A 24795-nucleotide genomic window follows, 5' to 3' on the forward strand; every position below is an offset into this window, starting at 1 on the left:
CCGTATGGATGAAGACACTTTAAACTAGTTCCTTGCGATTGCCAGAGTACTTCGGAGGAAAATTTACAGTGTTCAGATGCCACAGGCTGTTATTCTGGACCTGGATTCCACTCTTCTTGATGCATACGGCAGACAGGAAGGCAGAGCCTTTAACTTTCACTATCAGAGCAATGGTTATCATCCACTTGTCTGTTATGATGGAATGACCGGGGATCTGATAAAGATCCAGCTGCGTGATGGAACACAGTATTCCTACACCGGAGTAGTTGATTTTTTGCAGCCGGTACTGGGTGAATATCTGCATGACTATCCGGAAATCCCTATTCTACTTCGTGGTGATAGCGGTTTTTCTACGCCTGATCTTTATAAGCAGTGTGAGGAAAACGGCACAAGCTATGTGATCCGGCTGAAGGAGAATGTTTTCTTTCCATTGCGGATCCCCATCTGTATGAAGTAGGTTGGATCCTTGGATTTTCTGTCATACCAAATCTTCATACTTCATTATAACACACCACACAACATATAATTTAAGAGAATTTGACAAAAAAAATACCGCATTTCTGCGGCTTGTAGGGATTTTAGGGTTGAGCAAGTGTCGAAGACCCGTCAAGTTAAAAATCGAACATATTTTTGGAATATATGTTTGCTTTTTACTTTTTGCTATGCTATAATCGTTATATAAATCAGTAAGAACAGATGTTTTACGGAGGTCATTTATGGGCTATGGAAAAATTACTGCCAAGCAGCAGGAAATATTAGATTATATCAAAGATGAGATTTTAAAAAGAGGCTATCCCCCCACAGTGCGTGAGATATGTGAGACGGTGAACTTAAAATCCACCTCTTCCGTTCATTCTCATCTGGAGACATTGGAGAAGAACGGCTATATCCGCAGAGACCCCACCAAGCCCCGTGCCATTGAGATCTGCGACGACAGCTTCCAGATGGTGCGTACCGAGATGGTCAGCCTCCCCGTGATCGGTAATGTTGCTGCCGGGCAGCCTATTCTGGCCGAAGAGAACGTTCAGGACTACTTCCCTGTTCCCGCCGATGTAGTACCCAAGGGAGAATCCTTCATTCTGAATGTCCGCGGAGAGTCCATGATCAATGCCGGTATTTTCAACGGTGACCGTGTCTTCGTTCATGTCCAGAACACAGCGAATAACGGTGAGATCGTTGTGGCCCTGATCGATGATTCCGCTACCGTCAAGACTTTCTATAAGGAGAAGGGACATATCCGTCTCCAGCCGGAGAACGACACCATGGATCCCATCATAGTAGATAATTGCCAGATCCTTGGCACCGTGTTCGGCGTATTCCGCTTTTACAGATAAGCAAAACAGCCTGTAGCATGATTAGCTGCAGGCTGTTTTTAACTATATTTTACATTTAGTTCTCTGGGAATCTTACTTTCATATAAGAAATGATCTCATCCACACATCTTTCATATCCCAGCTTGGAGCTGTCCAGACACAGATCGTAATTTCTTGCATCTGTCCATTCCCGTCCGGTATGATACTTATAGTACTCCGCACGGTGCTTATCCGTCTTATTGATAAAGCGCTCCAATTCCTTCGGGCTCATGCTATGCTTCTTCGCTGCGCCTTCCAGACAATATTCCTTCGGGGCATGAATAAATACGCTGAGGACATTCGGATAATCCTTCAACACATAATCCGCACACCGTCCGATAATGACACAGGATTCCTCCTTTGCCAGATCCCGGATGATCTTCGCCTGATAGTTAAACAGATTGTCCGTGGAGGTAAAATCATCACTTTCCGGAGGAATCAGTTCCCCGTGATACTCCTTTTTCGCAATATGGAACAGCTTCGTGCTCTTCACTTTTTCATCTGCATTTACGAACAGCGCTTCATTGATGCCACTGTCATCACTTGCCAGCTTCATCAGCTCCTTGTCATAGTAATGAACATTCAGCTTCTTCGCCAACATCTCACCAATGGTTCGCCCGCCGCTTCCATACTGTCTTGCAATGGTAATGACTACATTATTCATTTCGATCACCATACCTTTCTGTCTCTGCTGCTTCCACTCGCAGCGGCTTAAATCAAGAGTTATTCACCCAGATATGCTTTCTTAATGGAATCATTATTCAGAAGGTCGCTTGCCTTGCCTTCCAGAACAATCTTACCGGTCTCCAATACATAAGCTCTGTCTGCGATGGACAATGCCTTCTTCGCATTCTGCTCTACCAGCAGAACTGTAGTACCGCTCTTGCTTACTTCCTGGATAATATCAAAAATTTCATTTACAAAAATAGGGGACAGTCCCATGGACGGCTCATCCATTAAAATAATCTTGGGATGAGACATTAATGCTCTACCCATGGCCAGCATCTGCTGTTCACCACCACTCAAGGTACCCGCCATCTGATTCTGACGTTCCTTCAAACGGGGAAAGCGGTCAAATACGGTCTCCAGAGTCTGTGTGATCTCTTCTTTATCTTTTCTGGTGTAGGCACCCATCATCAGATTCTGTAATACGGAAAGCTGTGCGAAAACACGTCTTCCCTCCGGAACATGCGCCATACCCATGGATACAATCTTATGTCCGGGAATCTTGACCAGATCCTGACCTTCAAAAGTAATGGTTCCTTCCTTCGGTGTCAGCAGACCGGATACGGTGTGCAGGATCGTTGTCTTACCGGCGCCGTTGGCTCCGATCAGTGCAATGACCTCTCCCTCATCTACGTGAAAGGACACACCCTTTATGGCCTGTATCATGCCGTAATATACTTTAATATCATTTACTTCTAACATTGCCATAGCTGTTGTCCTCCTATTCACCCAGATAAGCCTTGATGACTTCCGGATTGTTCAGCACATCACTGGTCTTGCCCTGACACAGGACACGGCCAAAGTTCAGAACCGTAAGTTCCTCACAGATTCCGCCTACCAGTTTCATATCATGCTCGATCAGAAGGATCGTCATATCAAAATGCTCTCTGACAAAACGGATGGTCTCCATCAGTTCCAGCGTCTCGTTAGGGTTCATACCTGCAGCAGGCTCATCTAACAGAAGGAGCTTGGGCTTGGTAGCCAGTGCTCTCGCAATCTCCAACTTTCTCTGCTTACCATAGGGAAGATTGTCCGCCAGTGTTTCCGCTTCCTCTTCCAATCCGAATACCTTCAGAAGCTCCATGGCCTCCTCCGTCATCTGCTTTTCTACTTTATAATATTTCGGCAGACGTAAAATACCGGTAACCGTGCTGTAGCTCATATGATTATGCAGACCTACTTTTACATTGTCTATCACAGACAGATCCTTGAACAGTCGAATATTCTGGAAGGTTCTTGCAATTCCTGCCTGATTGATTTCGATGGTCTTTTTACCGGTAACATCCTTTCCATCCAGCGTAATAATACCCTCTGTGGGCTTATATACACCTGTCAAAAGGTTGAATACGGTGGTCTTACCTGCACCGTTGGGACCGATCAGTCCGTACAGGGAACCTTTTTCAATCTTAATATTGAAATCATCTACCGCACGAAGTCCGCCGAAAGAAATGCCTAAATTTTTTGCCTCTAATAATGCCATGATTATTCAGCCTCCTTTTTCACAGACTTCTTGAATCTGGCTGCCACTTTTTCTCTCCATTCAATACACTTCGGAGCCCAGTTGAACAGCATCATTACGATCAGTACGATGGAATAGATCAGCATACGATAATCGTTCAGACCACGCAGTAACTCCGGTAACAGGGTAAGGATTACAGAAGCAATAATGGAACCGCGAATATTACCGATGCCACCCAGTACAACGAATACCAGTATCATAATAGACATGTTATATCCAAAGTTCTTGGGTAATGCCGTCAGTGTGGACAGATTATGCGCATACAGTACGCCTGCTACACCTGCAAGTGCCGCAGAAATGGAGAATGCCATCAGTTTATACTTTGTAATATGAATTCCTACGGATTCCGCCGCAATGGTATTGTCACGAATTGCCATGATGGCACGTCCGTCTCTGGAATGAATCAGGTTCAATACAATAAACAATGTGATCAGCAATAACACAATACCAATGGTAAAGCTGGAATCATGAGGGGTTCCGGTGATACCCTGTGCACCTTTGATAATAACGTCTCCGTCCTCTGACATGTTCAGATCCATGGTATTGGTAAAGGAGATATGGAATCCATTCTCATCCCGGCCTACAAACATAATATTTACCAGATTCTTAATGATTTCGCCAAAAGCCAGTGTTACGATTGCCAGATAGTCACCCTTCAAACGAAGTACGGGGATACCGATCAGCAGTCCGAACACACCTGCAAAAAATGCACCGATCAGAATAGCAAAGAAAAAGCGAAGTCCGGAAGGCATTGCGCTATTCTCCATTACTTTGGAGAAAAATGCGCTGGTGAATGCTCCGATACACATAAATCCTGCATGTCCAAGGCTCAGTTCTCCCAGAATACCTACGGTAAGGTTCAGAGATACCGCCAGAATTGCATAAGTACACAGCGGAACCAATAGTCCCTGGATCAAGCTGCTCACACTGCCGGCAGACACCAGAATCTGCATGATGACATAAGCTGCAATCACCATTCCGTAAGTAATAAGATTATCCCGGAAGGTTTTATTTATTTTCTTATTCGATAATTTCTTCATATTATGTACCTGCCTCTTCCCTTATACTTTTTCCTGAATATTCTTGCCAAACAGTCCGGCAGGTTTTACCAGAAGCACAACGATCAAAACTGCAAATACAATAGCATCAGCCATCTGGGAAGAAATATAGGCTTTACCAAAGATTTCGATAATCCCCAACAATATACCACCAACCAGAGCACCGGGGATAGATCCGATTCCGCCAAATACAGCCGCCACGAAAGCTTTAATACCGGGCATGGAACCGGTGTACGGTGTCAGGGAAGGATATGCGGAACATAACAGAACTCCCGCTACAGCGGCCAGTCCGGATCCGATGGCAAAAGTCAGTGCAATGGTTCCGTCCACATTGATACCCATCAGCTGTGCAGCCCCCTTATCCTCGGATACTGCTAACATTGCCTGTCCTGCTTTGGTCTTGTTGATAAAAAGCATCAGACCTGCCATAATGATCAGACAGGTAACAATCGTAACGATGGTCTCTCCGGTAATATTGATCTGTCCGTCTGCCAGCTTCACAGCGGGAACGGATACTACAGAAGTAAATGCCTTGGCATTTGCACCAAAGATCAAAAGAGCTACATTCTGCAGCAGATAGCTGACACCGATTGCGGTGATCAGAACCGCTAACGGAGAAGAAGCCTTTCTTAAAGGCTTGTATGCTACTTTTTCAATAGCCATTCCCAACAGGGTGCAGGCGATAACAGCTGCCAGAACACCGATCACAGGAGAAAGTCCCATGGTACTGCACATTGTATAAGTAATAAATGCACCGACCATAATGACATCACCATGTGCGAAATTCAGCATTTTGGCAATACCATATACCATGGTATAGCCTAATGCGATCAGCGCATAGACACTTCCAAGGCTGATACCGTTGATCAGATAACTGATAAAACTCATGTGAACTACCTCCATTCATGCGAATGCACAAATTATCATATAAAATAAAGTATAACAGAACATACCGGGAAAAACAACTGCTCTCCCATTATTGCAAAGTCTCTGACATTAAGCAAAGAGGGCTACCCTGCGGTAACCCTCTTTGGAAACTTTATCAGCAAAATTACATAGCCTTGTAAGCACCATTCTCGATCACAACAGCCTTAGGAGCCTTGTTAGCCTCACCGTCTGCGGTCCAGGTCATGCCGTTACCGGTCAGACCATCTACAGTGATCTCTGTCATGGCAGCCTTCATACCATCACAAATATCAGAAACACTCATATCAGGAGTAACACCGCTCTTCTCGATAGCAGCCTTGATCACATAGATAGCATCATAGCTGTCTGCTGCGAACTGGTTGGGAGTCTCACCGTATTTTTCCTTATACTTAGTTACAAAAGACTGGGTCAGATCATCGGTTGCATCAGCTGCGAAAGGAGTTAACAGCATAACGCCTTCGGTCAGAGATACATCAAAATTATCTACACCACCGAGAATACCATCCATACCATCACATGAGAACCACTTGGGAGCATAACCCATAGCAGCTGCCTGTGTAAGGATAAGTGCGGATTCCTGATAATAAATAGGAAGGAATACCATGTCTGCTCCGGCATCCTTTGCTTTCTGTAACTGTACGGAGAAATCCGTCTTGTTATCAGCAGTAAATGCTTCCGCAGCTACTACTTCAAAGGGCTGGTTTTCAGCTTCCTTTACAAACTTCTCATAAATACCGGAAGAATATACATCGGAGCTGTCATAAATAACAGCAATCTTCTCAGCCAGACCATTCTCACCAATATACTGTGCGGATGCAAGACCCTGGTTAGGATCGGAGAAGCATACGCGGAAGTTGTTATCATACTGAACACATTCTACTGCAGATCCGGAAGGAGTGATCTGGAACATATTGTCTTCTTTGGTCTTGTCGGTAACCGCAATACATGCTCCACTGGTGGTAGATCCGTCGAGGACCTGTGCGCCCCAGTCCTTTAATGCATTATAAGCATTTACGGATTTCTCAGCATCTGCCTCGTCATCCTGGAACTTGAACTCTACCTGATAGCCGTTGATACCACCTGCTGCATTGATCTCTTCTACTGCGATCTCTGCACCATGCTGTACAGCCAGTCCGTAAACTGCTGCGCCACCGGTGGTAGGTCCGATACCGCCAATCTTGAATACACTGCCGGATGCTGCACCGTTGTCAGCTGCTGTGCTCTCAGTTGCTGCGTTAGTACCGGTTGCAGCGGAACCATTGTCTGTATTGCCGCAACCAGCCATAGCCATAACCATGGCAGATGCTACAACAACACTTAACACCTTGTTGAATTTCTTCATAATATCTTCCTCCTTTTTAACAATGTATACAAATATACAATGTATAATTGTTATTTTTGTATATTACTCGCTTCTATTTCCTTTGTCAATGGACTTTATTTTCTAATTTGATGTTTTTTGACATTAAAATAGATCAACAAAGCTTAATTTTTATTTAAAAGTAGTATATTTTTTATTTTTGGGGGTAAGACTATCTATGAAACAATCATTAAATAGAAACTTCAAAAAAATGTCTGTATGGATTTTGCAGCAGCAAATTTCATACAGACAGGATAAGGAGATTTTATGGGTAATAAATATTTGGACGGAACCGCTCTCACCATAGCTATAATAGGTGCAGTGAACTGGGGGCTGATCGGGCTTTTCCGCTTTGATCTTGTAGCCTTCCTGTTCGGTGACATGTCCTGGTTTTCCAGAATTGTATATGTTTTGGTGGGAATCAGCGGACTCTATCTCATCAGCTTCTTTCTCCATCTGGGAGACAGCGAAGCTTAAAGTTCCTCTACGGGAATCTGTACGCCATCTCTCCAGATACGTTCCAGATCATAGAGCAGACGGTTTTCCTTGTCAAAGACATGTACGATCACATCGCCAAAGTCTAACAGTACCCAGTTGGCTGTCTCATAGCCTTCGGTCTGTCTGGCAGGGAAACCGGCTCTTCCCAGTTTCTCTTCCACATTATCACACAATGCCTGAATCTGACTGGAATTATTACCGCCGGCAATAATAAAATAATCTGCGATCACAGATACTTTACTGATGTCTATTACTTTGATATCCTCTGCTTTTTTATCTTCCAGCGCCTCTACGGCCAGTTTTGCCATTTTTCTGGATTCTTCACTCATGCTAACTCCTCACACTTTCTATTTTATTTATCCATTCTTCTTATAATAGTTATAGGTTTCTTCTGTCATGGGATCCATCTCACCGTCCCCCGATTTCAGATATTCCAGCGTATCCTCTAAAATCTTCGTCACGGCAGCATCCAGATCCGTAAATGCCAGGTGGCGTATCTGGGTAAGGTTCGGTGCCTGTTTTCTCCCCGGTTCAATATAATCTGCGGTAAAAATGATCTTCTCCAGAAGTGTCATACCCGGACGCCCTGTGGTATGATATAAAATTGCACTTAAGATCTCAGGATCTTCGATTTTATATTCCTTTTTCGCCAGATAGCTTCCCACTCTGGCATGTAAAAGATAGGGATTGCGCGTTTCCACATCCGTCGCCGGAAGATGATACTTTTCGCAGACAGACAACAGTTTATCATTTTCCATGCATTTGGAACAATCATGAAGCAGTCCCGCGATCTGTGCACGCTCCACATCTTCACTATATCGCATGGCAAGGGCCGCCGCTGTGTATTCTACCCCCAATGTATGGGTAAAGCGCTTGGGATCCTGTACTTTTTGCATCTCTTTGGTCAGTTTTTTTAAGATATCACTCATCCAGGTAAAGCCCCTTTTCTTCCATATATTCCCTCACTGTTTCCGGCACAAGATAGCGCACAGAAAGACCTTCGGATCTTCTCGCTCGGATTTCCGAAGAAGAGATCTCAATTCTTCGAAAAGAGAGCAACTGTATCTTCGCAGAAAAATGTTCCTCCAACTGCCTGATCTTCTCCTGCATTCCCTTCATATCCGCATCTCCCCGTACCGCAGCTATAATCTCGCAGGCAGCAAACAGGCGGCCTGCGCATTTCCATTGTTCCATGGTAAACAGGCAGTCAGCCCCACAGATGAAATAAAAAAGGTGCTCCGGATATTCTCTGTGCAGCTGCTCCATGGTCTCATAGCTATAGGAATTTCCGGGACGTTTTATCTCAATGTCCAGGCAGCGGAATCTGTCGTTATCTGCGATAGCACGCTGTACCATGTCATAACGTTCTGTCCCGGGCAGAACCGTAATGCCCTCTTTTGTCTTCAGATAAGAACAGCCCGTCGGTATCATCCAGATCTGGTCTAAGTGTGCCGACTCCAGCGCCTGTTCAGCCAGCATCAGATGTCCTATGTGGATTGGGTTAAAGGTGCCACCCATAATGCCTATTCTGCTCATGCTTCCTCATCCCTTTGCACGCAGTTATCATTCTTGATTGGTTCTCGTCGGCTATGCTCTAACCTTATCTGGGCAGTTCGATCTTCGGCTTGTCCTTGTCGGGCTTGTACAATACAATCTTCTTGCCGATCACCTGTACGACCTGGGAATGGGTACGCTCCGCCACCATCTCCGCAATAGCTCTGGGGTCGTCAAAACAGTTCTTCAGAACACCGATCTTGATCAGTTCATTATTATTAAAGGATTCACCAATAGCTGCGGTGAGTTCCGGAGTCAGGCTGGATTTACCCACCTGAAAAATGGGATTCAGATTGCTGGCCAGACTCATTAAATAAGCTCTCTGTTTGCTTGTCATAATCTATCTTTTCCTTTCACAAACTTACTTATAGTAATCAAAGGACAGACCGTACATGCGTACCGTATCGCCCTCCTGGATACCCAGTGCTTCCAGTTCCTCTAAAATACCGGTATCCTTCAGGAAATTCTGGAAGAAGGTAAATCCCTTCTCACTGTCCAGATTGGTGTATCCCAGCATCTTCTCGATCTTGGGTCCTTCTACTACGTACTCGTCCTCTTCTTCATCATAGGTTACGGTGTAAGCATCATCCACAGATCCTGTCATACTCTCCGGGAAGTACTCCTGCGCAAAGACAGTGGTCTCTTCTCCGATGTTAGCAAGCATATCGTTCACTTCGTATAACAGTTCCTTTACGCCCTGACCGGTTACTGCAGACATAGGGAACACCTTGATGCCCTTCGGTTCAAACTCTGCCCGGATTGCAGCTACCGGATCGGATCCATCCTCCGTATAGATAGCGTCAATCTTATTCGCCGCGATCACCTGAGGTCTGGCTGCAATCTCCGGATTATAAGCTTCCAGTTCCTTATTGATAGCATAGATATCCTGAATAGGATCTCTGCCTTCTGTACCTGCTGCATCCACGATATGGATGATCACCTTGGTACGCTCAATATGGCGCAGGAACTCGTGTCCCAGTCCCACGCCTTCGGAAGCACCTTCGATCAGTCCGGGGATATCCGCAATAACGAAACCACCGGTTCCTTCCAGATCCACTACACCCAGATTCGGATTCAGGGTCGTGAAATGATAGTTGGCAATCTTGGGTCTGGCATTGGTCACTCTGGACAGAAAAGTGGACTTACCTACATTCGGAAATCCCACCAGTCCTACATCGGCAATAACCTTCAGTTCCAGCAGAAGTTCCAGTTCCTGTGCAGCCTGTCCCGGCTGTGCATACTTGGGTGCCTGCATGGTACTGGTAGCATAATGCTGGTTGCCGTTACCGCCCTTGCCGCCTTTTAAGAGAACAACCCGTTTGTTGTCCCCCGACATATCCGTAATTACCTGCCCGCTCTGTGCTTCTTTGATCACGGTTCCCGCAGGGACTTTGATAATGATGTCTTCTCCGTCCTTGCCGCGGCAGTTTTTCTTGCCGCCCTCTTCCCCGTCTCCGGCCTTGTACTTACGGATGTGCCGGAAATCGATCAGGGTATTCAGCCCCTCATCTACAACAAAGATCACGTCACCGCCGTGACCACCATCGCCACCGTCAGGGCCGCCACTGGGAACATATTTTTCGCGGCGAAAGGACACATGACCATCTCCGCCTTTACCGCTTCTTACGTAAATTTTAGCTCTGTCAGCAAACATTTTGTTCTCCTTTCCGACATAAAACTCTTTACGGACTAAAAGGGCTTCAAACAATCAGTATGTTTGAAGCCCTGGTTAAATCAACTTATTTCTCTACAGGATATACGGAAGCCTGCTTCTTGTCTCTGCCCTTTCTCTCAAAACGGAGAACGCCATCAACTAAAGCAAACAGAGTATCATCTCCACCGATACCAACATTGACACCGGGATGGATCTTAGTACCGCGCTGTCTGTAAAGAATATTTCCAGCTTTTACAAACTGGCCATCAGCTCTCTTCGCACCTAATCTCTTGGATTCGGAATCTCTACCGTTCTTGGTAGAACCAACTCCCTTTTTATGTGCAAAAAATTGAAGGTTAAAGTTAAACATGGTCTACACCTCCTCGATTTTTACTTGCAAATACTGTTCCCCGTACTGTCTGCTGAGCTTCTGCAGTGAAAACACCATAAAGTCCATCAGAAATACGGTCTTGTCCTGCGGAATGGAATTTTCGAAATCACATTTGATAAATCCCGTCTCCTCATTCTGCGTCAGCAGCATTTTTTCGTCGACCATCTCGTCCAACGCCATGATCGTACTCTGTACGGTCACGGAAATCGCTGCACAGAGGATATCCGGTTCCTTACCGAACAATCTCTTCTTCGCATATTCCGCATGCCCCATGCAGTAGAATCCACGATAGATCCCTTCATGGTTCTTACGAATGATAATAGTTGTCATAACGATTACGCGTTAATCTTTTCGATCTTAACCTGAGTGTATGCTTGTCTATGACCATTCTTCTTGTGGTAACCGGTTTTTCTCTTGTACTTGTATACAATAACCTTCTTACCTCTACCCTGCTCCATAACGGTTGCGGTAACAGTTGCGTTAGCAACGTCAGCACCAACCTTGAGGGTATTGTCACTTACTGCGATCACCTGGTCAAAAGTAACAGTGTTACCAGCTTCTGCATCGATCTTCTCAACTTTGATCACATCACCTTCAGAAACTTTGTACTGCTTTCCACCTGTTGCAATAATTGCGTACATAATAAGGCACCTCCTATTATTTACTCGCTAACTTTGGTGGTAAAGGATCCTAAAATCCGACACACTTATACCTAGTTATGCGGCATACCGTAGTATAATAACATGAGGCGCCCTAATCGTCAAGATATAATTTTATTTTTTTGAATTTTTTTTTGAAAAATATTTCAGATATCTACTTTTCCAGAATATCTGCATTATTTTTCTTCTCGAAGTCTTCCACATACTGAATGATCAGCTTTACGGTTCCTTCGATGCCGAGGATGCTACTGTTGATGCACAGATCGTAACTATCAGCTCTGCCCCACTTCTTGGAAGAATAATAGTTGTAGTAACTCTGACGCTGCTTATCCTTCTTCGTGATCATTTCCTTTGCCTTGGCTTCCGTCAGATCATATCTGGCCATGATACGTTTGGTCTTCACGTCGTCATCGCCGAAGATGAACAGATTGATGCAGTTCTTGTAATCTGCCAGAGCATAATCTGCACAACGGCCTACAATAACGCAAGGGCCTTCATCGGCGATCTTCTTGATCGTATCGAACTGTGCAAGAAATACTTTGTGGCTGATAGGCATATCTACAAAAGAGGATGCATTGTAGCCGAAAGAATAAGTATCCATCACCAGATTATACAGGAAAGAATTGGTAGGTCTCTCATCATGGTTCTGGATCATTTCCTCACAGAAACCACTTTCCTGTGCCGCTCTGGTAAGAAGTTCCTTATCATAGCATTTAATTCCGAAATACTCTGCAACCTTTTCCCCGATTTCACGGCCTGCAGAACCAAACTGACGTCCAATGGTAATAATCGTATTCATACACACACCCACTTTCTGCTGTACTTGATAACTAGCATTTTTTGTATTTTCATTATACGTGATATTTAACAAAAAATCAACCAATTATCAGTCTTTTTAGTCGTTTATTACTAATTTTCATATGATGCATGCATTTTTTCTGCTATTTTCATGCCTTCTTCCGTCTGTGCCAGGCCTCCTAACGCCGTTTCCCTCAGGGAAGCATCCATTTTATCCCCGACTTCTTTCATGGCATCCATAACCTGATCCGGTGGAATCCGGCTTACGATCCCCGCCATTGCCATATCCGCACAGGCCATGGCATTCACAGTACCGATCACATTTCGTTTCACGCATGGAACCTCCACCAGTCCCGCTACCGGGTCGCATACCAGTCCCAGCAGATTCTTCATGGCCATGGCAGCCGCTGTAGCAATCTGTTCGCAGTTGCCTCCCTGCAGATATGTCAGAGCTCCGGCCGCCATGGAACTGGCGGATCCGATCTCCGCCTGGCATCCTCCCGCAGCACCGCTGATGGAAGAACGGGTGGCTATGATCTGTCCAATCCCCGCCGCTACATACATGGCTTTCAGAATTTTGTCGGTATCCCTGCACCGTTTTTGAAAATAGGGAACCAGCACCGCAGGCAATACCCCACAGGCTCCAGCGGTAGGTGCTGCCACGATCCGTTTCATACAGGCATTGGATTCTCCCATCTGTAACGCTCCTGCAATACATTCATCTACATATTCCCCACATAGTGACTCCTTACCGGTATTGTGTGTGTATTCCTCCATCCGTTGGCCATCACCGCCGACAAGTCCGCTGGAGGACTTAATATCTCCTTCATAAGTAGCTGCTGCCAGCAGCATGGCATCCCAGGTAGTCCGCATATGCTCCATACTGTCCTGCTTTGACACATTCCGCTCCGCCATATCATCTTCCATAATCACCTGCCAGAATTTTTTTCCTTCCGTATGACATTTCTGTAATACCTGTTCAAATGACTGATAGGACATAGTTACTCCTCCACATTGATATAGGTCACTTTAATGATGCCGTCCAGCTGTTCCAGCCAGGCCACCGATTCGTCCGGCACTTCCTGATCTGTCTCTATGACCATAACGGCGTAGCCGCCCCGCTTGTCCCGGTAGAGTTGCAGAGTTGCAATATTCACCTGCTTTTCAGCCAGCATGGAGGTCACCTGTGCCACATGTCCCGGCTGATCCACATTGTGTACAATCAAAGTCGGCTTTTCCGCAGAGAAATTTACTTCGATCCCATCCAGTTTTGCGATCAGGATCCGGCCGCCGCCAATGGAAGCCGCCTGCACTTCTATTTTCCGCCCATGTTCTCCGGTCAGCCGCAGAACCGCCGTATTGGGATGGGCATCTTTCAGGGTAATGGTGGAAAAAGAGAATTCCATTCCGTCCTTTTTCGCCAGGAAAAAGCTGTCCGGAATCCGGATATCATCCGGCCGCATTCCCAAAAGGCCTGCGATCAGCGCCTTATCCGTGCCGTGTCCGATGCCCGTAGTAGCAAAGGAACCATGCAGAAGGATTTCCGCCTTCACCACATGGTCCTGAAGTAATTTTCCTGAAATATAACCGATCCGGACCGCTCCCGCAGTATGAGAACTGCTGGGGCCGACCATTACGGGTCCTAAAATATCAAACAGATTCATAGTCGCCTCATTTCTGTACGAAACATAAGCTATAAGTTTTATTTCTCCAACACTGTCAGAAGATGTTCAAAATATTCCGGCAGCGGAGCATCGATCTCCAGATATTCTCCGGTAGTGGGATGAATAAATCCCAGTGTCTTGGCATGAAGTGTCTGCCCCTGTAATTTGAAAGGACTTTTCCGATTGGAGTAGACTTCATCCCCCAGAAGCGGATGCCCGATGCTTGCCATATGCACACGGATCTGGTGCGTCCTTCCGGTCTCCAACACACACTCTATATAAGTATATCCCTGAAATCTCTGTAATACCCGGTAATGGGTCACGGCACGTTTTCCGTTCTGGTGGTTCACCGCCATTTTTTTACGGTCATTCGGATGCCTGCCGATGGGCTGGTCGATGGTGCCTTCCTCCTGATTCAGCTCTCCGAAACAGATGGCCCGGTATCTTCTGTTGATGGAATGTTCCTTCAACTGTTCTGCAATGCACCGGTGGGCTTTGTCATTTTTGCAGGCAATGACAGATCCAGTGGTATCCTTGTCGATACGATGTACAATACCGGGGCGCAGTACTCCGTTGATCCCGGACAAATCCCTGCCACAGTGATACATCAGTGCATTAACCAGAGTGCCGCTGTAATGTCCCGCCGCCGGATGCACCACCATCCCCTTCGGCTTATTCACCACGATCAGATCCGCATCCTCATACAGGATATCCAGAGGGATGTTCTCCGGTTCAATATCCGGTTCCACAGATTCCGGCACGGAGAAGACTACTTCATCATCACATTTGACACGACAACTTCCCTTTACCGGCGTACCGTTTACCAGCACATTTCCGTCTTTGATCAGCTTTTGGATAAAAGAACGGGACAGATTCTCCACAAGCAAACTCATACATTTGTCAATCCGTTCGTCTTCCATCTCATCTGCTATCTGAAATCGGAGTTCTTCCATTATTTCATCTCCCGATAACGATTCTGCTTAAAGTTGAGGAATTCCAGATCCTTTTCCTTGTATACGAACAAAAACAGAATAAACAGGCCAATGGTAGCCACTACCACATAAATATCCGCCACATTAAAGATCGGATAATTGATCAGTACGAAGGAGATAAAATCCACTACATAATCCAGTCGGAATCTGTCGATCATGTTGCCGATGCCTCCGGCAACGATCACTGCCAGCAATACATGCACGATTCGGAATTTCTTCTGTTCCGGAAGTTTGAAAAGGAAAAACAACAGCACCGCAAGAAATACGATTCCCACAAACAGAATAAATACCTTCTGGTTCTGCAGCATACCGAATGCGGATCCTCTGTTCTCCAGATATTGCAATTCCAGAACTCCGTCAATGATCACATAGGCCGGCTGGTTCTTCAGATGTACCACCGCCAGATGCTTGGTAAACTGATCCAGTACCAGAAGTACGGCTGCAATCAGGGCATCTATGATCAGCATAACAACTCGACTACTTTTCTTTTCCTTATTCATGAGCATCCTCTTCACTAAAATTGATTTCTTCGATGGCAGCCAGAATTTCCTCATCCGTAACGGTTCTGTCGATAACTGCCTTTCCGATCTTCTTTAACAGAATAAATTTGATCGTACCGGCTTCCATCTTCTTATCGGATTTTGTAAGTTTCAAGATCTCCTGCGGATCGATATCGTCCACGGAGATTGGCAGATAAAACGGTACAAACATATCACGGATCTCATAAAATTCTTCCATGCTCAGCATTTCTTTTTTCCAGGAAATATATGCTGCAGCTACCGTACCCAGTGCCACACACTCTCCATGATACAATTCAAAATTCTTGTATTTCTCGATAGCATGTCCGATCGTGTGTCCAAGATTTAAGAGAGCACGGTCTCCCTGCTCGGTAGGATCCTTTTCCACCACCATTTTCTTGATGGAGCAGGTACGGATCACCATTTCTTCCAGGGTATTCAGATCCCGCTCGCAGATCTCATACATGTTCTCGATCAGCCACTCATAGAAGGGCGCATCCTTGATCAGTGCGGATTTCATTACTTCCGCAAATCCGGAATAAAACTGTCTCTCTTCCAGCGTTTTTAATACGGACAGGTTCATATATACCAGTCTGGGCATCTTAAATGCGCCTACCATGTTCTTATAGCTGTCAAAATCCACACCTGTCTTACCGCCAATAGAGCTGTCTGCCTGTGCCAGCAATGTAGTTGGAATCTGTACAAAATCAATGCCTCTTAAATAAGTAGCCGCCACAAATCCGGTCAGATCACCGCAGACGCCGCCGCCCAGTGCCAGCAGCATATCTTTTCTGTCAAAACCCTCTTCAATCAGGAAACGGTACACGTCCCTCACGGTATCCAGATTCTTGTGTTCTTCTCCTGCAGGGAACACATATTTCACAGCCTTACGGCATTTTCCCTCAAGAAACTTAAGAATCTGTGCCGCATACAGTCCGTCTACGGTGGAATCCGTCACAATGCATAATCTCTTGTCTGCTGCGCCAAGCTCTGCCAGTTCTTCCCACAGGCCGTCAAAAGACTGCTGGAATACAATATCGTAGCAAGGCTTTTTGTTATAAAGCACCGGTAATCTCTGTGCCATGTTGTTCACCCTTCAGTTCCTTATAAACTGTTCTTTCTTGTATAATTTATATCTGTTTTTAAAAAACTTCCTGCAGTTGCCTACAGGAAGTTATCTTCATATGACATTTTAATGGCATTTGACATTTTATGACATTCCATTTTTGATCGGCATTTCAAAAGATCCGGCGCCGCCGAAAATATCCTGAAAATCACCGGAGATATCTACGCTGGCCGGCGTAATAATGAAAATATAATGGGATATTTTCTGTAAATTACCCGATATTGCGAAACAGGATCCGGAAGTAAAGTCAATGATACGCTGGGCGATATCCACGTCCAGGCCTTCCAGATTAAGTACCACTGTCCGGTTGGCCAGCAGTGTCTCTGTGATCTCTCTTGCATCCTCTACGGAAGTAGGCTTGATCACACAGACCTCCATGCCGGTTCCAGGCATTTTCTTGGTCACGGTGCGGTGGATCGGTGTTACCTTAGGCTGTGAGGAACGCTTACTCTTCTCTTCCGGTTCGTCATCCTCCTGTGCCTGCTGTCTGCTCTTGGCCGGGCTGAATTTCTTTACCGGTTCTACTTCTTCCTCATCATCCAGATAATCGTCATCATAGAAACCTTCATCCTCTTCATCGTTCAGTTTCATATAATTCAGGAACTTATCCATTACACCCATTGTTGTGTGTCTCCTTTATTATTCAATCTCTTTCTAGATCGTCTTACTATAATCTCTTTCTCCGAAAATACCGGTTCCGACTCTGACGATCGTGGCTCCTTCCTGCGTGGCCACCATATAATCGCCGGTCATTCCCATGGAAAGAATATTCATAGAAATATTATCAATGTTTTTATTTCCGATGTCAACAGCTAATTGCCGAAGTTTCTGAAAATAGCCCCTGTTTTCTTCCGGATCCTCCACAAAAGGGGCGATCGTCATCAATCCTCTGATATGTATTCCCGGAAGCGTTGCAATCTCACGGATCAGTGTTGCAGTTTCTTCTACCGTAGTTCCGAACTTGCTTTCCTCCTGTGCCACATTTACCTCGATCAGGATATTGACTTCCACCTGCTTCTTCACGGCTTCTCTGCTGATCTCTTCCGCCAGCCGGAGGCTGTCCACGCTGTGGATCAGGTAAACCTTATCTACAATATATTTTACCTTATTGCGCTGCAGATGGCCGATCATATGCCATCTGACATCCGAAGGCATCTGAGGGATCTTGTCCACCAGTTCCTGAACCTTGTTCTCCCCGAAATCTCTGGCTCCCGCACGGTAGACATCCATCAGCATATCCACCGGTTTGGTCTTGCTGACTGCAAGCAGCGTCACTTCCTGCTCCGATCTGCCCGCCTGCTCACAGGCTTTTGTGACGTTCTCTTTTACCGTTTTGTAATTTTGTGCCAGTTCCATGCTCTGTATGGTCTCTTCCATAGTATCCGCCATCCTTTCTAGCTTTCCGGTGTCTGACTTTCCTGTGTTGCTTCCTGTGTGGTCTCCTGCGTCGGTTCCTCTCTGGTCTCCGCTGGAAGTGGCTCTATGCTCTCCGGTATATTGTCGCTTACTCCCGGTTCTACACTGTCTGTAGGAATATCCGTCCTGCCGGTATCTGTTTTCTTGATATTGGTGATGATCTGATCATCCGATACCGAAGAACCGTCCAGTACAATATAGTCATATACATTCAGGCCATAGGTCGTATTGGCTTTTACGATGGAATACTCGTCATTCTGATACAGAATATTGATCTGCTTGAAGTCAGCATATCCCTTATTCACATTATACACACCGATCAGTGTTGCACGCTTGCTTACCGTATAGGTCTCCTGGCTGTCTGTCTTGTACAGGACATCTCCGGCCTTCAGCACCGAAGTATCCATGTAGTACACGCCTTCATTTTCATCGTAGCTGTACGCACCGGCCTCCACAAATTCACTGGAAATGTCCCCGTTATCCCGGTAGCACTGTCTGATCACACCCTGGGTTCCCGTATTTTCATTGGTCGTGACAAAATCTTCATTGATCAGGAAAAATTCCTTCTCCACAATGGAAGAATTTGGAATCTTCAGTCCGGTCTCATCATTCAATATCAGCTCGATATCCAGAAATCTGTCGGATACAAACGTAACCATGGAATTTGTAAAGGTAAGTGACAGAAATGTATTGCCATCACTGCCGGTAAACAGTTTTGCCTGCCCCCAGGACTCATACTGATTCTTCAGAAAACGTACTTTGACATAGTCCTCCTGTTGGATCTCTGCGCCTCGCTCTGCATCGATGGGAATGACCACCGACCAGTTTTCCTCCGTGGAAAGCTTGTACACCGGATCTCCCACAGCCATCAGTTCATTACCGAGCATCTGTTTCTTCTCGTAATTTTTGTTATCAAATACTTCCTGGGTAACGCCTTCCACGGTCAGATTTTCATAACCGTCCGTCCAGTAAGCCACGATACCGGTGGTGGGCGCATAACAGAAATTTACAATATTTGCAGCCGAACCGTTATTTCCGTTTTCAATGCTTTGCAGCATATTTACATTGGCCAGTTTCAGCACCGTGTTCTTCAAAGAATATTTAAAATCATAGGTACTCTCGTAATTTTTGTCATCATACCCATGCATAAAATTCACGATTTCATTACGAAATTCCGAAAGTTCCTGGTCACTCAGGGTATTTTCTCCAAGGCTGGCATCCTCCAGTTCTTCCGTCAGCCGGCCCGTTTCGTCCACGATGTAAACAGTGTCTCCCTTGGCCACCCGTTCGCCTTCTCTTGCATAAAAATTCACATATCCGGCAGTATCCGTACTTACAACTTCCTCTGTGCGGATTGACACTCCACGGTAAATATTATTGGTAGCCAGTGATCCTTCCGTTACTTCATAACGCACGATGTGGTCTGTCTGAAAATACAGTATCACACAAATGATTACATAAATAAAAATAGCTCCGAAGATGAGCATACCGATATTGAGGTTCAAAGGTTTTCTGTATTTTTTTATTTTTCTCGGTTGTTCTGCCATTGGAAAACCTCCTTTCCTCTCCCTTACATTTGAGAAGCCCCGGTTGGCATCCGAGGCTTCTCATACGTGAAAATTATAATTCGTTCTTCTTACAAAGATACAATGATCTTATCCTTCACAGACTCCGGTAATTCAGATTCGTCCCTGGATACACTGAGGATAAAATCCACCTGGAAGAAATCACTCATTCTCTCCAGTTTTTCAACAACTGCGGAAATGTCTTTGTCTTCCAGTGCTGCGATTTTCAGAAAGCTGTCAAAATACATCTGCTCCAGATCATGATCCTGAGAAATGATACCGCATACGAATCCCAGAAATTCGCTTTCATTCTCGATCATATAACGGGAAACGTCGATCAGACGCACCTTGTTGTTCAGTTCATACATATGTTTCGTACTTTTGTCCAGATATACGATACTTCCCGCAATATCCTTTACCTCGCTGTTGACTTTGTCCAACAGCTGTTTTGTCTTGCCCTTGCCCTTTTTGCCTACAATCAACTGAACCATTGGTGTAACCCTCCTGTCGTAAAATTTATAGGAACTTCACGCAACCTATTTACTTTATTATAGTTTATAACCCCTCAAAAAACAACAGTTATTTATTGATTTGCTCCAGGAGTTGTACCATTTCCGGGTACAGCACATCACTGGCTGAGGAATTCAGGATTACCGATATATAAGGAGCTCCGCTTGTGTCTCTGGATAAAAGGATCAGACAATGTCCCGCCGCGTTGGTCGTACCTGTCTTGCCGCCGATGACTGTAATGTTCTCCGGTGCCTGAAAATCTCCCCGCAAAAAACGGTTTGTGCTGTTCACCGTAAGTTCCTTGGCTTTTCCGTCCTTGTCATAATATGCGGTTTGGTAGCTTGTCATGTGAATGATCTCATTAAAGGAATCATATTTGATTGCTTCATTAAAGATCAGATACAGGTCATAGGCTGAAGTATAATGATTGTCATCCGACAGACCATGAGGATTGGCAAAACTGGTATTTGTAGCCCCCAGTCTCTGTGCTTCCTCATTCATCATCTCCACAAAATGATCTACACTGCCGCCGATATTCTCCGCGATCAGCATTGCTGCGTCGTTGGCGGAATACATCAGCAGAATATGTAATGCCTGATCCAATGTCATGGTATCTCCGGCTTTTAATCCGCACAGCTGTGCACCGGATTCCGTGATCTTTACGCTATCCGTAGCTGTCAGCACAGTATCCGGTGATGCATTCTGTAATGCCACCAGTGCCGTCATTACCTTGGTCAGGCTGGCCGGATACAATCTTTCATGTGCATTTTTGGAATATAATACCTTTTTATTGTTTACGTCGAACAGTACAGCGGCCGAGGCCTGTGACATGTCTACGCTGCCATCCCCCGTCTGGTCCTCCGTCACCACACACAGATCCGCAGCAAAGGGCTCTGCCCTGCCCGCTCCGGTTCCTGCCAGCACATTGAAACTGCTGACACTGGAATTGACATCGTACGGAAATGTATACGCCACATTACCGCATCCGGTAAGCAGACTCATGCAGAGGATCAAGGACATGCAGAAGCAGATCCGACGAACTTTATTTGTACATTTCACGCCACTCTAAATCTCCTCTGTCTAAGGACTTGATCAACAGTTCCGCGCTGGCGAGATTCGTTGCCAACGGAATATTATGCATATCACACAAGCGCATTACATTGCTTACATCCGGCTCATGGGCCTTGGGTGCCAGTGGATCCCGCAAAAAGATCACCAGATCGATCTCGTTGTGTTCGATCTGTGCACCGATCTGCTGTTCTCCTCCCAGATGTCCAGCAAGATATTTGTGTATATTCAGGTTGGTGACCTCTTCGATCAGCCTGCCGGTAGTTCCTGTGGCATATAATTCATTTTTACTTAAAATTCCGCGATATGCAATGCAGAAATTCTGCATCAGTTTCTTTTTGGCATCATGTGCGATCAGTGCAATGTTCATATAGTCCATACCCCTTCTCTGTGTAATGTATGATTTCTTTTGTCTAGCTTCTCTTCGCCTGTAATCGTACGTTCAGTACAACACCCATTCCAATATACAGACTCATCAGCGAGGTCAGGCCATAGCTTACAAAAGGCAGCGGAAGTCCTGTATTCGGTAAAATAAACGTAGCCACTCCGATGTTCACAAAGCTCTGGAAAGCGATCAGTCCCCCCATTGACGCCGCTATGATCGTCCCCGCGGTATCTTTCGCCTTTCCCGCGATAGAAACGCACTCCATTGCCATCAGCATCAGCAGTATGATCACTACGATACTTCCCTTAAAACCAAACTCTTCACCGATAACAGCGAATATGAAATCGGTTTCCGCTTCAGACAGGAAATTGCCATTCTTTACCGATGTGATCTCATTGTTTTTATAGCCCTTGCCGTCCAGTTCTCCAGAGCCTATGGCCATTACAGAGTTCAACTGCTGGTAAGCCAGATCCGTGGAATATTCCTCCGGATTGACGAAGGCAAGGATACGATTTTTCTGGTAAGTCTCCAATATGGTACTGTCCGGCTGCATTGCCAGAGATACCAGTATGATCACTGCAGGAATTGCCACCGCCAATGCTCCGAAGATCAGCTTATAACTGATGCCTCCGGCATACAGGATCACGCAGAAAATAAAGATCAGCACAAGGCTGGTAGACAGCGCCGGCTGTTCCTTTACCATGATCCAGGGAACACCCATAAGTACCGCAATCGATGCGATCACAGGGAAAGTATTCAGCTTCTCCTTATATTTCATAATAAACTGTGCAAAGAATAAAATCAATAAAATTTTTGCAAGTTCTGAAGGTTGAAATTGCAGTCCACCGATCTTAAGCCACCTCTGGGCTCCGTTGCCTTCTTCACCCATCAGGATTACCAGTCCGAGCAGTACCAGATTGCCTATGTACATCAGCCAGTAAAGCTTCAGGATCACGGAATAATTAAAAAAAGAAAGGGCGATCATGATAACAAGCCCAGCAACTACACCCGCCATCTGTTTGGTCTGCTGGGCAGGTTCCGCACTGCCGATGGTTATGATGCCGATGATGGACAGTGCAAGTATCAGTATGATCAGTTTAAAGTCATAATCCCGTAATCTATAATTCTTAAACATCCGTTTGACCTTTCTGTTTTTTATGCTCCTTATGGCATTTTCGCAGTCTTCTGTAAATCAATAATGGGAATATTGGCAATCAGGCTGGGGCTCTTATTCCGTCCGCCCTTACTGCCCTTTGCCTGTATCTCGATTTCCATATGATCCGTATCGATCCGCATATATTTCGAAATCACTTTTGTAATATCCGCCTTGATCAGTTCCATCATCTCCGGAGAACAGTTCACCCGGTCCGATATCAGCAGGATTTTCAGACGGTCCTTTGCCACCTGGCAGGAGCTTTTCCTGCGAAAAAAATGTTTCATATTCATCCCGTCCCCTTCCTATGCTTTCCGAAAAATACCGGTTACTTTTGTCCAAAAAGATACTCCTTTTTCGAAATCCAGGAACGGAATTTCTTTTCCCAGCACACGATCCACCACATTGCGGTAAGCCTTACCCGCCGGTGTATCGCTTCCGACTAATGGTTCTCCCTGATTGGTGGCGATGACTACATTCTCATCATCCGGAACGATTCCGATGAGCGGTACCGCCAGAATATCCACCACATCATCCGCAGACATCATATCTCCGCGCTTTACCATATCCATGCGCAGTCTGTTGATGATCAGATCCATCTGTTTGAAGCCGTTGGCCTCCAGCAGTCCGATAATACGATCTGCATCTCTGATGGCCGAGACCTCCGGTGTTGTTACCACCAGTGCCCTGTCGGCCCCGGCAATAGCATTCTGGAAGCCCTGTTCAATTCCCGCCGGGCAGTCCAGAATGATGTAATCAAATTGTTCTCTCAAGTGGTCGATCACCTTCACCATCTGTCCCGGGGTGACTGCCGATTTATCTCTGGTCTGTGCCGACGGCATCAGATACAGTCCCGGATGTCTCTTGTCCCGGATCAGTGCCTGTTTGATTCTGCAGTTCCCTTCGACCACATCTACCAGATTGTAAACGATACGGTTCTCCAGTCCCATGACCACGTCAAGGTTACGCAGACCGATATCCGTATCGATCAGGCAGACTTTGCTGCCCGCTTTTGCAAGACCTGTTCCAACGTTTGCGGATGTAGTGGTCTTACCTACACCGCCTTTTCCTGAAGTGACGACAATGACTTCGGAGCTTTTCTTCTCCGTGGAAACGTTTTGTTCCATTTTGGATTCCTCCTGTTTGATTTTGTCGTCCCCTGGATTCTTTTAAAAAGTACCCAGTAATTCTTTTGTAAGGGGATCAAATACGATCTTCCCGTTCTTCAGGTGTGCAATTTTCGGTTGTACTTTGGGACGAATGCCCCATTTCGACTGTTTCGCATTGGTTTTATATTTGAAATCGCCGATTTTTAATCTTTCCGGCTCCATTTCAAGCGCTACAATATAACAATCTTCTCTGCCAGATCCGCCCGCATAAGCTTCCCCGTACAGTCCTCCCAGAATGATGATGTTGCCTGCGGAGATCACCGCACTGCCCGGGTAGACATCCCCCAGGACCACGATGCTGTTCTCGGTTTCTATGACTTCCCGGTTTTTGAGGGTTCCCTTGTAGAACTGCCCCTCGTCCCCGGTGGAAAGCTTTTTCTCCATATGCTGCAGAGCTTTGATAAAGTTCTTGTTTGTAGTCTCATCATGGCCCACGATACAGGCGATCCTCACATTGCTGTTCTTCCGGATGGTATCCAGGATGCGGATTTCTTCCACTTCGGTCACCTCCCGTCCCTCCATGGATAATGCCATGGTGGACGTACCGAAGAAGTTTTTCGCCTCTGTGAATTTCACCGCCAGTTCCTGCAGGATTTCTTCCAGGGAAGCATCCTCCCTCATCAGAAGAGTGATCCCGCTCTGATAGCTTTTGATCAATACTGCATCTTTCATTTTCTTATACCTGTCTTTTTATTTTCTTAATATCCGAAGTCCCACATTTGGCATTCATCTG

Annotated in this window: 32 protein-coding genes and 1 pseudogene; 3 read left to right on the plus strand and 30 right to left on the minus strand. The window is 45.7% G+C overall.

Features of this window, described 5'->3' with window-relative positions:
* Both DW835_RS18475 and lexA read left to right on the plus strand, forming a co-directional pair.
* Window positions 1–418, plus strand: a pseudogene (locus DW835_RS18475) (transposase); the annotation flags it as partial.
* 298 nt (window positions 419–716) lie between these two features.
* Complete coding sequence (lexA, locus tag DW835_RS13590) at window positions 717–1334, plus strand: transcriptional repressor LexA (RefSeq protein WP_117465670.1); 618 nt, start codon at window positions 717–719, stop codon at window positions 1332–1334.
* A 55-nt stretch (window positions 1335–1389) separates the two neighbouring features.
* On the opposite strand, the gene DW835_RS13595 is transcribed toward lexA, so the two are convergent.
* The 6 genes from DW835_RS13595 to DW835_RS13620 form a co-directional block, all read right to left on the minus strand.
* Window positions 1390–2016, minus strand: coding sequence for a cytidylate kinase-like family protein (locus tag DW835_RS13595; protein WP_117465704.1), 627 nt, complete (start codon window positions 2014–2016; stop codon window positions 1390–1392).
* A 59-nt stretch (window positions 2017–2075) separates the two neighbouring features.
* Entirely contained in the window at window positions 2076–2786 is a 711-nt protein-coding gene (locus DW835_RS13600; RefSeq protein WP_118503968.1) for an ABC transporter ATP-binding protein, read from the minus strand.
* A 13-nt stretch (window positions 2787–2799) separates the two neighbouring features.
* The gene (locus DW835_RS13605) at window positions 2800–3558 is read right to left on the minus strand and encodes an ABC transporter ATP-binding protein (RefSeq protein WP_022312523.1); all 759 of its coding nucleotides are present in this window, start codon (window positions 3556–3558) and stop codon (window positions 2800–2802) included.
* Between the two features lie 2 nt (window positions 3559–3560).
* Complete coding sequence (locus DW835_RS13610; RefSeq protein ID WP_117465668.1) at window positions 3561–4637, minus strand: branched-chain amino acid ABC transporter permease; 1077 nt, start codon at window positions 4635–4637, stop codon at window positions 3561–3563.
* A gap of 21 nt (window positions 4638–4658) precedes the next feature.
* A complete protein-coding gene (locus DW835_RS13615) occupies window positions 4659–5543 on the minus strand; it encodes a branched-chain amino acid ABC transporter permease (protein ID WP_117465667.1) in 885 nt (294 codons plus the stop codon).
* A gap of 163 nt (window positions 5544–5706) precedes the next feature.
* Window positions 5707–6924, minus strand: a complete 1218-nt coding sequence (locus DW835_RS13620) for an ABC transporter substrate-binding protein (protein ID WP_118503967.1) — start codon at window positions 6922–6924, stop codon at window positions 5707–5709.
* 285 nt (window positions 6925–7209) lie between these two features.
* Between DW835_RS13620 and DW835_RS13625 the strand changes: the two genes are divergently transcribed.
* Window positions 7210–7419 carry a DUF378 domain-containing protein gene (locus DW835_RS13625; protein ID WP_117465665.1) on the plus strand — a complete coding sequence of 70 codons (210 nt, stop codon included), beginning with the start codon at window positions 7210–7212 and terminating at the stop codon, window positions 7417–7419.
* Here DW835_RS13625 and rsfS read toward each other — a convergent pair.
* The 24 genes from rsfS to DW835_RS13745 all read right to left on the minus strand — a co-directional run bounded on the left by rsfS (window position 7416) and on the right by DW835_RS13745 (window position 24734).
* Window positions 7416–7769 (minus strand): ribosome silencing factor, encoded by a 354-nt coding sequence (gene rsfS / locus DW835_RS13630; protein WP_118503965.1) that lies wholly within the window; start codon window positions 7767–7769, stop codon window positions 7416–7418. The genes DW835_RS13625 and rsfS overlap by 4 nt on opposite strands.
* 27 nt (window positions 7770–7796) lie before the next feature.
* Window positions 7797–8369, minus strand: a complete 573-nt coding sequence (yqeK, locus tag DW835_RS13635) for a bis(5'-nucleosyl)-tetraphosphatase (symmetrical) YqeK (RefSeq protein WP_118669357.1) — start codon at window positions 8367–8369, stop codon at window positions 7797–7799.
* Window positions 8362–8976, minus strand: coding sequence for a nicotinate-nucleotide adenylyltransferase (gene nadD / locus DW835_RS13640; protein ID WP_118669356.1), 615 nt, complete (start codon window positions 8974–8976; stop codon window positions 8362–8364). The genes yqeK and nadD overlap by 8 nt, the downstream gene beginning before the upstream one ends.
* Before the next feature lie 64 nt (window positions 8977–9040).
* Window positions 9041–9331, minus strand: coding sequence for a ribosome assembly RNA-binding protein YhbY (gene yhbY / locus DW835_RS13645; protein WP_022153048.1), 291 nt, complete (start codon window positions 9329–9331; stop codon window positions 9041–9043).
* 24 nt (window positions 9332–9355) lie between these two features.
* Entirely contained in the window at window positions 9356–10648 is a 1293-nt protein-coding gene (gene obgE, locus DW835_RS13650; protein ID WP_118503963.1) for a GTPase ObgE, read from the minus strand.
* A gap of 85 nt (window positions 10649–10733) precedes the next feature.
* Entirely contained in the window at window positions 10734–11018 is a 285-nt protein-coding gene (gene rpmA / locus DW835_RS13655) for a 50S ribosomal protein L27 (protein ID WP_022153046.1), read from the minus strand.
* Between the two features lie 3 nt (window positions 11019–11021).
* Window positions 11022–11369 carry a ribosomal-processing cysteine protease Prp gene (locus DW835_RS13660; protein WP_118503961.1) on the minus strand — a complete coding sequence of 116 codons (348 nt, stop codon included), beginning with the start codon at window positions 11367–11369 and terminating at the stop codon, window positions 11022–11024.
* Window positions 11370–11374: 5 nt separating this feature from the next.
* Entirely contained in the window at window positions 11375–11680 is a 306-nt protein-coding gene (rplU, locus tag DW835_RS13665; RefSeq protein ID WP_022153044.1) for a 50S ribosomal protein L21, read from the minus strand.
* Window positions 11681–11852: 172 nt separating this feature from the next.
* A complete protein-coding gene (locus tag DW835_RS13670; RefSeq protein WP_172594746.1) occupies window positions 11853–12497 on the minus strand; it encodes a cytidylate kinase-like family protein in 645 nt (214 codons plus the stop codon).
* A gap of 110 nt (window positions 12498–12607) precedes the next feature.
* Window positions 12608–13495 (minus strand): L-serine ammonia-lyase, iron-sulfur-dependent, subunit alpha, encoded by an 888-nt coding sequence (sdaAA, locus tag DW835_RS13675; RefSeq protein ID WP_118503959.1) that lies wholly within the window; start codon window positions 13493–13495, stop codon window positions 12608–12610.
* A 2-nt stretch (window positions 13496–13497) separates the two neighbouring features.
* The gene (gene sdaAB, locus DW835_RS13680; protein ID WP_118503957.1) at window positions 13498–14160 is read right to left on the minus strand and encodes an L-serine ammonia-lyase, iron-sulfur-dependent subunit beta; all 663 of its coding nucleotides are present in this window, start codon (window positions 14158–14160) and stop codon (window positions 13498–13500) included.
* Between the two features lie 38 nt (window positions 14161–14198).
* Entirely contained in the window at window positions 14199–15113 is a 915-nt protein-coding gene (locus tag DW835_RS13685; RefSeq protein WP_022312511.1) for an RluA family pseudouridine synthase, read from the minus strand.
* Window positions 15113–15652 carry a signal peptidase II gene (gene lspA / locus DW835_RS13690; RefSeq protein ID WP_117465656.1) on the minus strand — a complete coding sequence of 180 codons (540 nt, stop codon included), beginning with the start codon at window positions 15650–15652 and terminating at the stop codon, window positions 15113–15115. Before lspA ends, DW835_RS13685 begins: the two co-directional genes overlap by 1 nt.
* Complete coding sequence (gene aroB, locus DW835_RS13695) at window positions 15645–16754, minus strand: 3-dehydroquinate synthase (RefSeq protein WP_022312509.1); 1110 nt, start codon at window positions 16752–16754, stop codon at window positions 15645–15647. Before aroB ends, lspA begins: the two co-directional genes overlap by 8 nt.
* 126 nt (window positions 16755–16880) lie before the next feature.
* Window positions 16881–17417, minus strand: coding sequence for a cell division protein SepF (locus tag DW835_RS13700; RefSeq protein WP_117465654.1), 537 nt, complete (start codon window positions 17415–17417; stop codon window positions 16881–16883).
* 33 nt (window positions 17418–17450) lie between these two features.
* Complete coding sequence (locus tag DW835_RS13705; RefSeq protein ID WP_243037186.1) at window positions 17451–18185, minus strand: YggS family pyridoxal phosphate-dependent enzyme; 735 nt, start codon at window positions 18183–18185, stop codon at window positions 17451–17453.
* A gap of 5 nt (window positions 18186–18190) precedes the next feature.
* Window positions 18191–19759 carry an HlyD family efflux transporter periplasmic adaptor subunit gene (locus tag DW835_RS13710; protein ID WP_182430322.1) on the minus strand — a complete coding sequence of 523 codons (1569 nt, stop codon included), beginning with the start codon at window positions 19757–19759 and terminating at the stop codon, window positions 18191–18193.
* Between the two features lie 89 nt (window positions 19760–19848).
* Window positions 19849–20268: a hypothetical protein gene (locus DW835_RS13715; protein ID WP_022312505.1), complete on the minus strand. Its 420-nt coding sequence runs from the start codon at window positions 20266–20268 to the stop codon at window positions 19849–19851.
* Between the two features lie 88 nt (window positions 20269–20356).
* Window positions 20357–21346, minus strand: coding sequence for a D-alanyl-D-alanine carboxypeptidase family protein (locus tag DW835_RS13720; protein ID WP_243026369.1), 990 nt, complete (start codon window positions 21344–21346; stop codon window positions 20357–20359).
* Window positions 21330–21725: a methylglyoxal synthase gene (mgsA, locus tag DW835_RS13725; protein ID WP_022312503.1), complete on the minus strand. Its 396-nt coding sequence runs from the start codon at window positions 21723–21725 to the stop codon at window positions 21330–21332. Before mgsA ends, DW835_RS13720 begins: the two co-directional genes overlap by 17 nt.
* A 43-nt stretch (window positions 21726–21768) precedes the next feature.
* Complete coding sequence (locus DW835_RS13730; RefSeq protein WP_117465653.1) at window positions 21769–22875, minus strand: FtsW/RodA/SpoVE family cell cycle protein; 1107 nt, start codon at window positions 22873–22875, stop codon at window positions 21769–21771.
* Between the two features lie 29 nt (window positions 22876–22904).
* On the minus strand, window positions 22905–23180 hold the full coding sequence (gene minE, locus DW835_RS13735) for a cell division topological specificity factor MinE (RefSeq protein WP_347559382.1): 276 nt from the start codon (window positions 23178–23180) through the stop codon (window positions 22905–22907).
* Between the two features lie 18 nt (window positions 23181–23198).
* A complete protein-coding gene (minD, locus tag DW835_RS13740; RefSeq protein WP_022312500.1) occupies window positions 23199–24020 on the minus strand; it encodes a septum site-determining protein MinD in 822 nt (273 codons plus the stop codon).
* A gap of 42 nt (window positions 24021–24062) precedes the next feature.
* Window positions 24063–24734: a septum site-determining protein MinC gene (locus tag DW835_RS13745; protein WP_022312499.1), complete on the minus strand. Its 672-nt coding sequence runs from the start codon at window positions 24732–24734 to the stop codon at window positions 24063–24065.
* Window positions 24735–24795: the final 61 nt, after the last annotated feature.

The organism is Clostridium sp. AM34-9AC (assembly GCF_003480225.1).
Classification (GTDB): Bacteria; Bacillota; Clostridia; order Lachnospirales; family Lachnospiraceae; genus Acetatifactor; species Acetatifactor acetigignens.